We start from the raw sequence: 14,286 nt of genomic DNA, 5'->3' as shown, positions 1-14,286 counted from the left end.
AGTAAAAGTACATATGTCAATCAACGATAACATTTTAATTAAGATTCGGGGTATGAAGGACAGCTTGACTCCCGTTGAGAGGCTTGTCGCGGAGTACGTGCTGGACCATGTAGAGGACATCCCGCATCTATCGATCAAGAATCTGGCGCAGCTGACGAAGACGAGCGACGCATCTGTCCTGCGGTTCTGCAAGACGATGGGATATACGGGCTACCGCAGCTTCATCGTCAGCATCTCTGCATCCATTGGCTCAATGGACGATGAGGAGAAGGATCAATATACGGATATTCAGCCTGGCGATGATCTGTCTATCGTTATCTCGAACATTTCGAGAAACAATATGAAATCAATTGAAGACACCCTGAGCGTCATCGACAAGAACGAGGTCGACCGTGCTGTCAAGGTGCTTCGCGAGTGCAAGCGCATCGTATTCTTCGGCATCGGGGCTTCCGGCTTGGTCGGAATTGATGCGGAACAGAAATTCTCTCGAATTAATAAGATATGCCACGCTTATGTAGACGGGCATAGCCAATTGACTGCCGCGACGATGCTCGAGAAGGGCGACGTAGCGATCTTCATTTCGAACTCTGGTGAAACCATAGATATACTGGATGCGCTGGAGCTCGCGGAGAAGAATGGCGCATGCACAATTGCGATCACGAAATACAATAAGAGCATGTTGGCTGAGAAAGCCAGCATCGTGCTCAATATTTCAACACCTGAAGTCACGATTCGAAGCGGCGCTATGGGATCGCGGATTGCGATGCTGACGGTTATTGATATTTTGTTTGCTGGTGTTGCCAGCGCGGAGTACGATGACGTGAAGAAATATTTGACGATGACGCACAATGTCATCGCGACTAAATACCGCAAATAATGCTTGCCAACACCGGCTTCCCACAAGGGAACCGGTGTTTTTTTATGGTTATGAGTTGAATTATTCTAAAATAAAATTTCAAACTATATTGACCAATATGAAATTTTTCGTTACTATAGCATTAAAAATGGAAAACTTTGATAGGAGGATAGCTATGGATGAGTACCTTGCGGGATTGACAACCGAAGAGATTAACGAGAAGACTTTCATGATAGATGAATGTACAACGGAGCAAATGCTGCTTCTCATGAACGAGCAGGACGCAAAAGTTCCGACCGCTGTAGCCGCCGTTATTCCGCAAATTGCGAAGGCAGTTGATCTTCTGCATCATGCCCTTAAGAATGGCGGCAGAATGTTCTACATCGGCGCTGGTTCATCTGGCAGGATTGGTGTTCTCGACGCATCTGAGTGTCCGCCTACTTTCGGAACAGATCCCTTGCTGGTGCAAGGACATATTGCTGGGGGAGATATCGCACTGAGGACAGCTGTGGAAGGCTTTGAAGATAATGCGAAGGAGGGGATCGCACTAATTGAACGCTGCGGCGTAACGAGCAAGGATGTCGTGATTGGCATTACAGCGAGCGGCAGCGCGCAATTCGTTATTGCTGGATTGCAGAAGGCGAAGAGCCTGGGCGCCGCTACGATCGGTGTTGTCAACAATAACAATTCCAAGCTGGAGCATGCAGCCGATGTCTGTATAGCGCCTGTCGTTGGGCCCGAGGTTATCATGGGGTCTACGCGCTTGAAAGCGGGCACTGCACAGAAGTTAGTACTTAATATGCTAACGACTTGTACGATGGTTAAACTCGGTAAGACCTATAATAACCTTATGGTAGATTTGAAGGCTAGCAATTACAAGCTGCATGATCGCTCCGTACGGATCATTCAGTCGGCGACAGGAGTAGATGCCGCTACTGCTGCTGAATATTTAGAAAACGCTTCCATGAACTGCAAGTTAGCGATTATGATGATTAAGACAGGTTTGGATGCAGCTGCTTCTGAACAAATGTTGGAATCAAGCGACGGCAGCTTGAAGAGAGCCATACACCATTATGTCAGCACTTCTTAACTTGAGGCTCGGTAGAGTACGGTTTCACGATAACTTTAAATAGGATCAAGGGGGTTATTTTGATGAAAATGAAGCTTCGAGTATTGGCATCAGTTATGGCAGTAACATTAGCACTATCCGTGTTAGCAGCGTGCGGTGGCGGCAGCGGAAGCGGCAGCACCGGCAGCGGTGAAAGCGGCAAGTCAGGCGAGAGTGGCAAGTCAGATGCGAAAGACACTATTACAGCACTTCTTCCTCCAGTTTCTGCAACGTTCCAAGACTCATTTGAACAGCTAGAGAAGGACTTTAACGCTTTATATCCAAATTTGACACTGAAGATTGAACCTGCAAGCTGGGAGGATATGACTCAAAAGCTCGATACACAAGTTAATGCGGGCTCTCCTCCTGATATTGCGTTCATCGGTTCTGACGGCATCTCCAAGTATCTGCAGCAAGACATGTTAATAGACATCAAGGATATTGCAACGAAAGACATGATTAGTGACTTTGACGCAGTTCCACTTGAATACATGAAGAAAGGCGAAGGCCTGTACGGCTTCCCAGCTTACATGGAGATCCATGCATTAGGCGGCAACCGCGAATTCCTGGATAAGGCAGGCATTGACTGGAAGAAGGTTCAGAAGGATGGCTGGACTTACGAGGAGTTCCGTGAAGCGATCAAGAAGGGTGTTGTCAAGGAAGGCGACAAGACACGCTATGGCTTCGTATTCGCGACTGCGGGCGTTACCGGTAAGGACTATCTCGGTATTCTCGTGAAGAATGCAGGCATGCCGCATGCATTCACGAAAGATCTTAAGTACGCTTATACGAGCAAAAATTATCTGGAAGTATTGAAAGCAGTTCGCCAGATGATCGACGACGGCTCAATGCCGAAGGAGCTCAGCTCTGTTGATGCCGGCAAGCGCTGGAATATGTTCCTTACAGGCCAAACGATGATTACAGGTAAAGGTCTGGCAACATTCGAAAACTCTGCGAATAAGAACAACGCCAAGATTAAAGCAAATGACGGCAGCGCCGTGAAAGATAGCATTGAAGTACAATACACTGTGTTGCCTGTACCTACATTCCTTGGTGAGAAGCAGCAAGCAAGCGCTGCTGTTGACGGCTTCGTGACATTCCGTGGCAAGAAGGAGCCATCTGAAGAGCACAAGGCTAACGTTGTGAAAGCAGCGTACTTCCTTGCTAGCGGCAATGTAGCGGCACATACGAACAACGAGCTCTTCGTAGCACACATCACGAATAGCGCTAAGAAAGCGGCAGAAAGCATGACAGTTACGAGAGACGCTGACAACAAAGCAGCTGTTGAGGCGATGCTTGCTAATGCAACTCCTGCTCGTCCAGACATCCCAACGGAGCTGGCTGCGAAAGCAATCAAGCTCGAAGATGAGGTCATCATTCCGAAGCTGCAGGCACTGCTTGCGAATGAGATTACACCTGAAGCGATGTATGATGCTGTGAAAGCCGCAGCTATTCAAGCATTCGGTGAAGACGGAGTAGTTAAAGACTAAGCTTACGTTTCGGATAGCCGTGTGGCATGTTCATACGGCTATCCGAACATTTTTCATTAAACGAGTGCTTGAAAGGAGGTTCGTCACATGACCCAGCTTGCCAAGTCAAGCAAGAGGCGGTTTAAAATGACCGATGGGGCTTGGGGATATGCTTTTATCGCTGTCGCCCTAGTTGTGTATGCACTATTTACCGCATATCCGGTGCTCAGTGCATTTGTCATCAGCTTGCAGGAATATAAACCGCTCGGTTCTACCTTCATCGGTTTTGATAACTATGTGGCCAGCTTTAACGATTCGCTGTTCTGGAAGGCGATCGTCAATACCGTCGTGTACACCTTGTTAACCGTCCCAGTGAATCTGCTTCTATCATTCGGTGTCGCTATTTTGATTCTTCCGTTGAAGAAGAGATGGCAGACTACCTTCAAAGCGATCTATTATCTACCTGCTGTCGCATCGGGCGTTGCCTTGTCTGTCGTCTGGCTATGGATCTATGATCCGATGCCGACCGGCATATTGAACCAGCTTCTCGCCCAGTTTGGGATTTCGAATCAGAACTGGCTCGGATCAAGCGCGACAGCGATGTTCTCCTTAGTGCTGATGTCCTGGCTGTCCAGTCACGGCACGAGCATCATCATCTACTTGGCTGCGCTGCTTGGAATCGACAATACGTATTATGAAGCTGCTGAGATCGACGGCGCATCCTTCTTGAAGAAGCTGTGGTATATCGTCATCCCATGCCTCAAGCCGACCACATTGTTCTTATTGGTCACAGGAGTTATCGGTTCTTTCCAAGTGTTCCAGAATGCGTATCTGATGACCGGCGGTGGACCGGACAATGCCACGACCATGGTAGGCTTGCTTATCTTTAACAACGCTTTCAAATACTTTGAATTCGGCAAAGCGGCTGCTCAGTCTCTCGTACTAGCGGGTATTATCGCCACGATTTCATTGGTGCAATTTAAGTATCTGGGTAAAGACGTGGAGTATTAAAGAGAGGAGGAGACATCCATATGTCGCTGTACAGCCAACATACAGGCAATGCAAAGGCAAAGTATATCCGCAATACGATCATCGTGACTGTATTGTTGTTGTTCGCTCTAGCAACGCTGTTCCCGATTTATTTCATGATCATTTCCTCCTTTGGCGATCCCGTCGAAGCCGGGGCAATAAGCTATGATTTGTTTCCTACCAAGATATCGCTAGATTCCTATAAGTTTTTCTTTGACTACAGCAAGCATTCGCTCAGGTGGATTGGCAACTCATTGTTTATAGCAACCACTGTCATGATTACGAATGTAATCTTTGCTAGTATGGCAGGTTATGCTTTCTCCAAGATACGCTTTAAAGGAAGAGCAGTCCTGTTCTCGATTCTATTAGTCGCGATGATGATTCCTTATCAGGTGACTCAAGTGCCATTATACATCCTGATGGTCAACATCTTCGATATGAAGGACACGTACGGCGCTTTGATATTGCCTGGTATTGTGACTGTATATAATATTTTTCTGGCGAAGCAGTTTATGAGCAGCATTCCGAATGAGATCTTGGAGTGTGCGAAGATTGAAGGCTGCAACCAATTCCAGATCTATACGAAAATTATATTCCCATTATCCAAGACCGTGCTCGCCGTAATGGCCATTCTTACGTTCATGGACAGCTGGAATACGTTCTTCTGGCCGTTCCTGATGACGAGCTCGATGGAGATGCAGACGATTCAGGTAGGCTTGAAGTACTTCAGATTCGCGAATACGACGTACTTCGCGCCGATGATGGCGGGTGCTGCGATCTCCGCGCTGCCAATGTTCATTCTGTTCTTCAGCTTGCAGAAATATTTCCTTGAAGGAGTCACCGTTGGGGCGGTGAAGGGCTGATATGACGCAGCGCGATAATCCAGCGAGAGCTAATTGTCGATACGCAGTTGGTATCATGTCAGGCACTTCCGTAGACGGTATTGACGCGGCTGTTATTCAGATTAGCGATCCATCGTCTAACGATCGATCGGTTGTTGAGCTGATGGCATTTGAAAATATTGCTTATCCGGCTTCGGTTCGGCAAGCGATATTTGAGTTATTCGACCCTGCTCAAGCTACTGTAGATCGGGTGGGCAGGATGAATGTACTGCTGGGAGAGCTGTATGCGAAGGCTGCCCTGTGCGTCATCGAGAAGGCGGGATTACAGCCTAGTGAAGTTGCAGTTATCGGCTCTCACGGGCAGACGATCTATCATGCTCCGGATACGGTGCGGTTGTATGGCTATGATGTGCATTACACGGTGCAGATCGGAGAAGGCTCTATAATTGCTGCTCGAACAGGGATTCCTTGTGTATCTGACTTCCGTGCCGCAGACATGGCCGTTGGCGGGCAGGGTGCACCGCTCGTTCCGTTTACGGAGTACTTGCTCTATCGGAAGCCGAATCAGACGCTGCTGCTGCAAAATATCGGCGGCATCGGCAACATCACGGTTATTCCCGCTGACTGCTCCCCCGAACAGGTCTATGCCTTCGATACCGGTCCCGGCAATATGCTGATTGACGGTGTCGTTGAGCGACTATATCCGGGACAGTTGACGATGGATGTTGGCGGCGCGATCGCGAAAACGGGCCGTGTCGACGAAGGTTTGCTTCAATGGCTGCAGCAAGAAGCGTATTACAAGCTGCCGCAGCCAAAGTCGACGGGCAGAGAGCGATTCGGCGCTGCGTATGCCGAAGAAGTGCTGCGTTATGCGCGTGAACAGGGGCTCGCACCACAGGATACTGTGGCCACGGTCACGATGCTCACGGCTTGGTCGATCGCTGACGCCTATCGGAGCTTTATTCGCCAGCAGCATCCGGCTGATCTAATGTTAGTCGGCGGCGGCGGAAGCTATAATCCGGTGCTGCTCGCGATGCTGCAGCAGGAGCTGGAGCCGATGGGCGTAGAGGTGAAGACGCAGGAGCAGATCGGCTTCAACAGCGATGCCAAGGAGGCCATCGCGTTTGCTCTGCTCGCGGATTATACGATGAGGAAGCAGCCTAACAATCTGCCGAGTGTTACGGGAGCGGAGCGTCAGGTCATTATGGGGAAAATATCGTATTAGATTCCTGCGAGTGCGAAGCTGCCAGGTGGTATCAGCTCTGGAGATATCAGGGGGGATCGAATGATGAACATTGCAGCTTGGGATTGTCAGTACATGAATGATGTAATCGCGTTGTGGAATGAAGAAGCTGTACGAGACGGCTACAAGGAGCTGGCAGCAGCTAGCTTTCAGCGCATATTCGAGAACAATCCTTACTTCGATCTGAACCTTACCTTTGTCTTGCTTGATCAGGATCGGGTCACAGGCTTTGCCTGCGGCTGCACAGGCGATGACCTGCCGCTCGGAAATGTAGCAGGATACATCACCTGCATCATATTGGCTAGTGAATGCAATTCATCTGAGCACTATCGGATGATGCTTGACGCACTTGAAGATGGCTTTCGACAGAAGGGGAAGCAGCAAGCGGAGCTTCTGTTCTTTAACCCGATGATGCTTCCATGGTACATACCAAATACGCCTCAGCATGAGCATAATAATGCTCCCGGCGTGCCTGTGGACAGCAGGCTGCATGAGTTTCTGCTGTCGCAAGGGTACTACGAGCGCGCGCGGCAATGCGCGATGTATCTCCATCTGGCCGAGTTCGCGATTCCAGAGGAGATACAGCTGAAGGAAGCGCGTACAGGCGCGGATGGCTACGGCGTGGAGCTATTCGACGCGAGCAAGCACAGCGGCATAACGGAGATGCTCGCAGGCTTCGACAATAAGCTGTGGCAGCGGGAGATCTCGGACTGCACAGCTAACGGTGTGCCAGTCGTGATCGCAACGCATCAAGGCAAGGCAGTTGGCTTCGCGGGACCTGTCATCCGTCAGGAGAACGGTCGCGGTTACTTCACAGGAATCGGCGTGCATCCTGATCATGAAGGGCATGGATTAGGCAGTCTGTTGTTCTTCAAGCTGTGTGAGGCCTTTAAGAATATCGGCACAGAATATATGTCGCTCTATACCGGCAGTACGAATCCAGCACTTCGAATCTATGAGAAGGCTGGCTTTACCATAGTTAAGCAATTTTCAGTTATGAGAAGGGAGCTGTAACGATGAGTGATCAGCCAGTAACGATTCTAGCTATAGGCGGCCATGTAGGGGATATGGAGCTGACAGCAGGCGGGGTATTAGCGAGCCATTCGCTTAAGGGCGGACGTATTGTCACGTTAGCATTAACTGCCGGCGAGCGTGGAGCGCCTGCCGGGAGAGACGTAGCGGAATACAGAGAGCAGAAAGTGAATGAGGCGAAGGCCTTTGCCGAAATGCTAGGCGGTGAAGCGATCGTGTTCGATATTCCTGACGGCGAGCTTCCAGACAACGATGAGCTGCGCTTTAGAGTATGCGATGTCATTCGCGACGTTCGGCCTAATATTCTCATAACGCATTTTAAGAACAGTATGCATAAAGATCATATGACAACGCATCGAATCGTGAATGACGCGCGCTTCTATGCGGGCTTGCCGACGATCGAGCGGGAGAAGCCGTCTCACTTCGCTTCGAGATTGTACTATGCGGAGAACTGGGAGGATGCTGTTGGTTATAAGCCCTACATTTACGTGGACTTTTCGGAAGAAGCATACGAACTCTGGATCCGGGCCGTGTCCCAGCATTGGTTCGTGACAGGCAGCAAGTCGTTCCCTTATCTCGAATATTATAAGCATCTGTCGAGAGTTCGCGGGATAGAAGCTCGCAAGCAATATGCTGAAACGTTCATGATCCCGGAAGAAAGCATGCGTGTGCTTAAAACTGAATTATAGTCGTACCCTAAATGACCGTGACCTGTATATTTGCGGTCATTTTGACCGTTATGCACGATAAGATGGGGAGGGATTCCGGAATATGATCCAAAATGGCATTGATCGTATCCACCAGTACGCTCACTTGTTTAAAGGAAAGCGACTGGGGCTGATTACGGCCCCTACCGGATTGAATCGCGACTTCGTATCGACTATCAACATTTTGCATGAGCATTATCAGTTGACTGCGCTCTTCTCTCCTGAGCATGGGGTGCGAGGTGATCTAGCCGCTGGAGCGATGGTCGATACCTATGTAGACCAGCATACAGGTGTAACGGTGTACAGCTTATATCGAAAGGATTCGAAACGGCTAAGCCAAGAGATGCTGGATGCTGTCGACGTGGTCGTTTATGATATTCAGGATGTAGGCACTCGATATTATACTTTCATCTATACGATGCTCTATGCGTTGGAGGACTGCGCTAATGCAGGCAAGGAGTTCGTTGTTCTGGATCGTCTCAATCCGTTGGATGGCTTGACGGTAGAAGGCAATTTGCTTAAGGAAGGCTATCAATCCTTCATAGGCAACTATCCTTTATGTGTGCGCTACGGGCTGACTTCAGGTGAGGTCGCGTTAATGGTCAATGACGAGATGAACTGGAACGCTAACCTTCATGTTGTTCCTTGTGCAGGTTGGGAACGAGAAATGCTGTTCACAGACACAGGCAAGCACTGGGTGATGCCTTCTATGGGACTGCCGAGATTCGACTCCGCTCTGCTGTATCCGGGAACTTGTATATTTGAAGGGACGAATCTATCGGAAGGCAGAGGAACGACAGCGCCCTTTGAGATGATCGGAGCTCCGTTCATTGAAGCAGAGAAGCTGGCGGACGAGATGAACAAGAAGAAGCTCCCTGGAGTCGTGTTTCGACCTGCCTATTTTAAGCCGACATTCTCGAAGCATACGGGAGAGCTGTGCGGCGGGGTTCAGCTCCACGTTACAGATGCGCGCTCCCTAAAGCCTTATGACACGGGTGTCAAGCTAATGTATACGATTAAGGAGCAATACGAGGAATTCTCTTTCTTACCTCCTGCTCGGGAGAACGGCAGACCTTTCATCGATCTGTTATGCGGGGATAATCTGTATCGAAATGAGTCTATTGACGTGACAGAGATGCTCGCACAATTCCGCGAGGAGAGCAGGGAATTTGCTGAGCGCAAGCAGAAGTATCATTTGTATTAAGTGACTGATGACTGACATCAACTCGCATAGGCAAAGGCTTGAGAGGAACGTGATGAGATGAAGAGATATGTGGCCGGCATAGACGGAGGCGGGACTAAGACGGCTGTGACGGTGGCGGATATACATGGAGTCGTGGTACGCACCTTTACCTCTGGTGCCATTAACTATAATGGAACGGATGAGGCTATTATTCATCGCCATGTGAAAGATATTGTAAATACGATTGCGAGCATATGTGGAGATCTCGATCGCTGCGAACACATCTGTATCGGTACGGCAGGCATCAGCAATCCGATGGTCAGGGATCGACTGACCTCTCTGATTCGCACATGCGGCTACCGGGGCGGGCTGCTGCTGAAGGGAGATCATGAAACCGCGTTATACGGTGCACATGAGAGCGAGTACGGCATCATTCTTATCGCGGGAACAGGATCGATCTGCTTGGGACATAACGAATCCGGTCAAATACACCGTACAGGCGGCTGCGGTCATCTAATAGATGACGAGGGGAGCGGGTACAGCATCGGCCGTGATCTGATCTCTGCTGTGGTGCGGTCGAATGACGGCCGCATACCCGAAACCGTGATCACTCGAATGGTATATGACCAACTGCAGCTGGAGTCGGTTCAGCAGCTGATTGGCTTTGTCTACGACAAGGGTACACAAAAGAAGGATATCGCGGCTCTAGCGCCGATTCTTTCAGAGGCATGCGCCAAGGGTGACCCAGCGGCGTTGAAGATTGCGAATCAAAGTGCTCATGCTTTGTATGAATTGGCATTTCCCGTCATAGAAGCCTTATCACTGCAACGAGGAGATCTTGCGATCGCCGGGAGTGCGCTGCTCAACAATGGGTATGTACGAACTGCCTTCATAGATCTGCTGATGCAGAACTATCCTGATATACATTGCTTGACACCGAAGAAGGATGCTTCATACGGGGCTGTCTTGATGGCGTTGAAGAGTCTAGGTTAGCACAAGAGAAGATGGGTATAATCTTATTCCTATAGATTGTATAATATTGCGGACTGTTCGATTAGTCATACTAAAGGCTAACAGACAGTCCTTCTTTGCGTTTAAAAGTATGTGGATTGGAGAAGAGTGACTGTTCTCGAATATAATAAATGTATTGCTTAATGAATTTCATATATAGGAGCTATCCCATCGTGTAGTTTCAACCACATACGAGATAGCTCCATTGTTTCTAACGAGGTGATAAGTATGCATTTGCATAGAGGTGAAGTGTTATTTCATCAAGGGGACACCGGTCCTTTATATCGTGTAAAGAGCGGTTTGTTAAAGATTATTCGTATTCATGAAGACGGGAATCAGCTTCTCATGAACATTATCGTCACGGGTGAAGTTATTCCTCACCACTCCTTAGTGAGTCCTAATCCGTATCATGGCACAGCCATCGCGCTCGTTCCCTGCGAGATCGAGATGATAACCTCGCTGGAATGGTATGGCATGCTGGCACAGGATCCTGAGAAGTACTGTGACATCGCCATCATGCTGCAGGACAAGTTGAAAATGATGCAGCAGCGCATTGATCAGCTGACTCAGGTCACTTCCGCGCAGAGGCTGGAGATGCTGCAGAAGTGGTTTGACAGCTATATCGCTCCAGCCAAATTGACGGATGTATTAACTCAGGATGAGATCGCGCAATTCATCGGTTTGCGTCGAGAAACGGTTAATCGCCTGCTGCGGGCTCAATCCAATAAGCTGCCTGCCGGACCGAAGAATTCAAAATGAATTTTTTCGGCCGGTACATTTATCGCTAACAGCGCTTGGTACACAGCTTTCATGAATGGCCGCGGTCCTGTGAAATAGAACTTCGCGTCTGTTGAAGAAATGATGGACTGCAGCCAATTCTGATCGATGAATCCTTCCTTATGATAATCTGTTCCGAATACGTCATGCTCAGTTGGTCGTTCGTAACAGGTGTATACGGACAACTGTTGATGCTGGCGTGCTAACGCGTCTACATGCTCTTTCATCGCATGTACGCTGCTGTTGATCGCGGAGTGAATATATTTAACGGATCTCTGCGGTTGGTGTTCAACTAGCGTGTTAAGCATGCTGATCATAGGAGTCAGACCGACACCGCCGCTGATCAGCACAACTTCTTGATCGTCCGATTGATGAAGGGTGAAGTCTCCTGCTGGAGCTGACAACATCATGGTATCGTTCTCTTGGATGGAATCGTGCAAGTAAACCGAAACCTTGCCCGCAGGCAGGTCGGGGTTCGTGTCTTCGCGTTTCACCGAGATGCGGTAATAAGGCTTGCCTGGCGCATCCGATAAGCTGTATTGACGGTTAAAGGTGTATTCTTCACCTGGTATATTGATCTTAACCGTCACGTATTGTCCTGGACTAAACGAAGCTACAGCTTTTCCATCCTGCGGTACGAGATAGAAGGAAGTGATGACGTCGCTTTCCTTCACTTTCTTGGCGACTGTAAAGGCGCGGAAGTCACTCCATCCGCCTTCTTGTTGCTCAGCTTGATTATACATTTCGGCTTCTACGCTGATAAAGGCATCTGAGATAACGCCGTAAGCCTCAGCCCACGCATTGATAATCTCGTCTGTCGCGGCATCGCCAAGTACATCTTTGATCGCCGCCAGCAGATTCTCACCGACGATCGGGTAGCTCTCTGCCTTAATGCCTAAGCTGCGATGCTTGTGTCCGATCTGCTTCACAGCCGGGAGGATCGCTTCTAGATTATCAATATGTGCGGCTGCTGCATATACCGCGTTCGCTAATGCCGCCTGCTGTCTGCCTTGCTTCTGATTGGCATGGTTGAACACATTCAACAGCTCTGGATGATTGGTAAACATCATTTGATAGAATCGTTTCGTAATCGCCTGCCCGTGTACCTCTAGCACGGGAACGGTTGATTTAATTATTTGTATCGTCTTCTCACTAAGCATCTTCATTCGCCCTTTCGCATGCATAGTTTATTTATGAACTATTAAAAATTATAGAATCCATGCGAAAGTGCAATTGTGATCTGTATCACACTGAATAATAACAATCTGTGACCATTAACGTATGAGGCTATCCTATTCGCTTTTATTTGAACTGATCGGAAAAGTAAGTATGTGTATGTCTACCAATGTACATTGTTTCATATCATAGGTTACAATAGTGAGTGATAAAGGCTAAACTCTATACCAGAGTTATCCTCCCTGCGCAGAGTGCGTATACATCAAGAAATAGGGGGTATTACAGGATATGAAAAGCTTCAATAGGCGCTGGAAAGGGCCGTTTGTAATGTTCATGCTGCTCCTTCTGCTGCTTTCCGGTTGTTCAGTCGCCGCGGATGAGACGAAGCCGCTTGACCAAGCAGGCGGTAACACGGCTTCAGGCAGTATGCAGGCGGAAGGAGAACTTAGTGTTCATTATATCGACGTTGGTCAGGGAGCGTCGCAGCTTCTGATCGGACCAACGGGTAAAACGATGCTGATTGATGGCGGCGACAACAGTCAGGAAGATACGGTAGTAGGTTACTTGAAGCATATGGGTGTCTCGAAGATCGACATTTTAGTCGGTACTCATCCAGATGCGGATCATATCGGGGGACTAGACAAAGTTATTGACAACTTTGATATCGGCAAAATATATATGCCTAAGATCCAAGCAAACACGAAAACATACGAATCTGTGCTTCAATCCATCAAGAATAAGGGGCTGAAGGTCACGACGGCGAAGGCGGGCTTGGTGCTGGATTGGGAGCCCGGTATTGAAGTGAAGATGATCGCCCCAGTCAATACCTATGATGATCCAAATGAGATGAGTGCTGTTATTCATCTAACATACGGACAGACGAAGTTCCTCTTTACGGGGGATGCAGAAATAGAGAGCGAGAAGGATATGTTAGCTTCAGGTCAAGATATTCAATCCGATGTTCTGCTAGTAGGTCATCATGGGTCTAAGACATCGACAAGTCCACAGTTTCTGAATAAGGTCGATCCAAGCTATGCCGTAATTCAGGTTGGTAAGGATAACAAATATGGTCATCCCGAGCAGGAAGTGCTGAATCGTCTGCATGAGAAAGGGATCAAGATTTATCGCAATGATGAGCAAGGAAATATCGTCTTTACGACGGATGGAAACAAAATTACCGCTGCCGTGAATCCATGGAATGAGCAGGCTGCTGCATCGGGCGAAGCGGAGAGCAAGAAGGCGGATAGTGCAGCAATAGCACCGGCACCGAAGAAGCAGGAAACGGTTGACGGCGGCTTAACAGTCAAGGCAATTATTGATGACAAAACACCTAAGCAGAATTCTTCGGTTACGGTAACTGTGACAGTGAAGGACAGCAAGGGGAAGCCGGTAAGCGGAGCGGACGTGGCGCTGAATCTGCACTATAAATCGAAGGATACTCCTTATGAAGGCACCACAAATGCCAAGGGAGAAGCTGCGTTAACTTTTGAGATTGGAAAAGCTTCCAAGGGATTCACGGTTAATGGAGATATCTCCGTAACGCATGACGGTAAGTCGAGTGAAGCGCAAGTCTCCTTTACACCGCAATGATCGGAGGGAACAAGAAGTGATCGGGATCGTTGATCGATTCGAGGACAAATATGCTGTCATAGAGATTGAAGGCGTGATGAAGGATGTCCCTAGAGAACAAGTCGCACGAACGGTAAGTTCAGGAGATGTGGTTGAATTTCTCAATGGAATCTGGATCACGAATAAGTCAGCGACTGAGCGGCGAACGCAGGAAATAAAGAAGCTGATGGATGATGTATGGGAAGATTAACATAGTGAATACCGATGAAGCAGTTAAAGGCTGT

Annotated in this window: 14 protein-coding genes; 13 read left to right on the top strand and 1 reads right to left on the bottom strand. The window is 48.6% G+C overall.

The annotated features are described in order from the left end of the window. Positions 1-13: 13 nt before the first annotated feature. The 11 genes from ACXX53_RS02065 (at position 14) to ACXX53_RS02015 (ending at position 11,239) form a co-directional block, all read left to right on the top strand. Positions 14-877, top strand: a complete 864-nt coding sequence (locus ACXX53_RS02065) for a MurR/RpiR family transcriptional regulator (RefSeq protein ID WP_458566932.1) — start codon at positions 14-16, stop codon at positions 875-877. A gap of 154 nt (positions 878-1,031) precedes the next feature. Next, positions 1,032-1,946 (top strand): N-acetylmuramic acid 6-phosphate etherase, encoded by a 915-nt coding sequence (gene murQ, locus ACXX53_RS02060; protein WP_458566931.1) that lies wholly within the window; start codon positions 1,032-1,034, stop codon positions 1,944-1,946. A 62-nt stretch (positions 1,947-2,008) separates the two neighbouring features. Beyond that, entirely contained in the window at positions 2,009-3,454 is a 1,446-nt protein-coding gene (locus ACXX53_RS02055) for an ABC transporter substrate-binding protein (RefSeq protein WP_458566930.1), read from the top strand. 87 nt (positions 3,455-3,541) lie between these two features. After that, positions 3,542-4,444 carry a carbohydrate ABC transporter permease gene (locus ACXX53_RS02050; RefSeq protein WP_458566929.1) on the top strand — a complete coding sequence of 301 codons (903 nt, stop codon included), beginning with the start codon at positions 3,542-3,544 and terminating at the stop codon, positions 4,442-4,444. Between the two features lie 20 nt (positions 4,445-4,464). Then, positions 4,465-5,325 (top strand): carbohydrate ABC transporter permease, encoded by an 861-nt coding sequence (locus ACXX53_RS02045; protein WP_458566928.1) that lies wholly within the window; start codon positions 4,465-4,467, stop codon positions 5,323-5,325. Between the two features lies 1 nt (position 5,326). Beyond that, on the top strand, positions 5,327-6,529 hold the full coding sequence (locus tag ACXX53_RS02040) for an anhydro-N-acetylmuramic acid kinase (RefSeq protein ID WP_458566927.1): 1,203 nt from the start codon (positions 5,327-5,329) through the stop codon (positions 6,527-6,529). Between the two features lie 63 nt (positions 6,530-6,592). Next, positions 6,593-7,561, top strand: a complete 969-nt coding sequence (locus ACXX53_RS02035; RefSeq protein WP_458567655.1) for an N-acetyltransferase family protein — start codon at positions 6,593-6,595, stop codon at positions 7,559-7,561. 2 nt (positions 7,562-7,563) lie between these two features. Then, entirely contained in the window at positions 7,564-8,268 is a 705-nt protein-coding gene (locus ACXX53_RS02030) for a PIG-L deacetylase family protein (protein ID WP_458566926.1), read from the top strand. An 82-nt stretch (positions 8,269-8,350) separates the two neighbouring features. Continuing rightward, positions 8,351-9,490 carry an exo-beta-N-acetylmuramidase NamZ family protein gene (locus ACXX53_RS02025; protein ID WP_458566925.1) on the top strand — a complete coding sequence of 380 codons (1,140 nt, stop codon included), beginning with the start codon at positions 8,351-8,353 and terminating at the stop codon, positions 9,488-9,490. Positions 9,491-9,547: 57 nt separating this feature from the next. Further along, positions 9,548-10,462 carry an N-acetylglucosamine kinase gene (locus ACXX53_RS02020; protein WP_458566924.1) on the top strand — a complete coding sequence of 305 codons (915 nt, stop codon included), beginning with the start codon at positions 9,548-9,550 and terminating at the stop codon, positions 10,460-10,462. A 246-nt stretch (positions 10,463-10,708) separates the two neighbouring features. Further along, positions 10,709-11,239, top strand: a complete 531-nt coding sequence (locus tag ACXX53_RS02015; RefSeq protein WP_458566923.1) for a Crp/Fnr family transcriptional regulator — start codon at positions 10,709-10,711, stop codon at positions 11,237-11,239. Here ACXX53_RS02015 and hmpA read toward each other — a convergent pair. Further along, positions 11,197-12,417, bottom strand: a complete 1,221-nt coding sequence (gene hmpA / locus ACXX53_RS02010; protein ID WP_458567654.1) for an NO-inducible flavohemoprotein — start codon at positions 12,415-12,417, stop codon at positions 11,197-11,199. The two genes, ACXX53_RS02015 and hmpA, sit on opposite strands and share 43 nt — an antisense overlap. Positions 12,418-12,721: 304 nt before the next feature. On the opposite strand from hmpA, the gene ACXX53_RS02005 reads away from it, so the two are divergent. Next, entirely contained in the window at positions 12,722-14,023 is a 1,302-nt protein-coding gene (locus tag ACXX53_RS02005; RefSeq protein WP_458566922.1) for an MBL fold metallo-hydrolase, read from the top strand. Beyond that, positions 13,977-14,252 carry a DUF3006 domain-containing protein gene (locus ACXX53_RS02000; protein ID WP_458566921.1) on the top strand — a complete coding sequence of 92 codons (276 nt, stop codon included), beginning with the start codon at positions 13,977-13,979 and terminating at the stop codon, positions 14,250-14,252. Before ACXX53_RS02005 ends, ACXX53_RS02000 begins: the two co-directional genes overlap by 47 nt. Positions 14,253-14,286: the final 34 nt, after the last annotated feature.

This window comes from Paenibacillus marinisediminis, from assembly GCF_054343325.1.
Note: the sequence above shows the minus strand (reverse complement) of the source record. Positions and strands in the feature narration are given on the sequence as shown.

What these genes read in the sequence shown, in the direction of transcription:
- ACXX53_RS02065 (WP_458566932.1), top strand. Translation starts at nt 14, where the DNA reads ATGTCAATCAACGATAACATTTTAATTAAGATTCGGGGTATGAAGGAC.
- murQ (WP_458566931.1), top strand. Translation starts at nt 1,032, where the DNA reads ATGGATGAGTACCTTGCGGGATTGACAACCGAAGAGATTAACGAGAAG.
- ACXX53_RS02055 (WP_458566930.1), top strand. Translation starts at nt 2,009, where the DNA reads ATGAAAATGAAGCTTCGAGTATTGGCATCAGTTATGGCAGTAACATTA.
- ACXX53_RS02050 (WP_458566929.1), top strand. Translation starts at nt 3,542, where the DNA reads ATGACCCAGCTTGCCAAGTCAAGCAAGAGGCGGTTTAAAATGACCGAT.
- ACXX53_RS02045 (WP_458566928.1), top strand. Translation starts at nt 4,465, where the DNA reads ATGTCGCTGTACAGCCAACATACAGGCAATGCAAAGGCAAAGTATATC.
- ACXX53_RS02040 (WP_458566927.1), top strand. Translation starts at nt 5,327, where the DNA reads ATGACGCAGCGCGATAATCCAGCGAGAGCTAATTGTCGATACGCAGTT.
- ACXX53_RS02035 (WP_458567655.1), top strand. Translation starts at nt 6,593, where the DNA reads ATGAACATTGCAGCTTGGGATTGTCAGTACATGAATGATGTAATCGCG.
- ACXX53_RS02030 (WP_458566926.1), top strand. Translation starts at nt 7,564, where the DNA reads ATGAGTGATCAGCCAGTAACGATTCTAGCTATAGGCGGCCATGTAGGG.
- ACXX53_RS02025 (WP_458566925.1), top strand. Translation starts at nt 8,351, where the DNA reads ATGATCCAAAATGGCATTGATCGTATCCACCAGTACGCTCACTTGTTT.
- ACXX53_RS02020 (WP_458566924.1), top strand. Translation starts at nt 9,548, where the DNA reads ATGAAGAGATATGTGGCCGGCATAGACGGAGGCGGGACTAAGACGGCT.
- ACXX53_RS02015 (WP_458566923.1), top strand. Translation starts at nt 10,709, where the DNA reads ATGCATTTGCATAGAGGTGAAGTGTTATTTCATCAAGGGGACACCGGT.
- hmpA (WP_458567654.1), bottom strand. Translation starts at nt 12,417, where the DNA reads ATGCTTAGTGAGAAGACGATACAAATAATTAAATCAACCGTTCCCGTG.
- ACXX53_RS02005 (WP_458566922.1), top strand. Translation starts at nt 12,722, where the DNA reads ATGAAAAGCTTCAATAGGCGCTGGAAAGGGCCGTTTGTAATGTTCATG.
- ACXX53_RS02000 (WP_458566921.1), top strand. Translation starts at nt 13,977, where the DNA reads ATGACGGTAAGTCGAGTGAAGCGCAAGTCTCCTTTACACCGCAATGAT.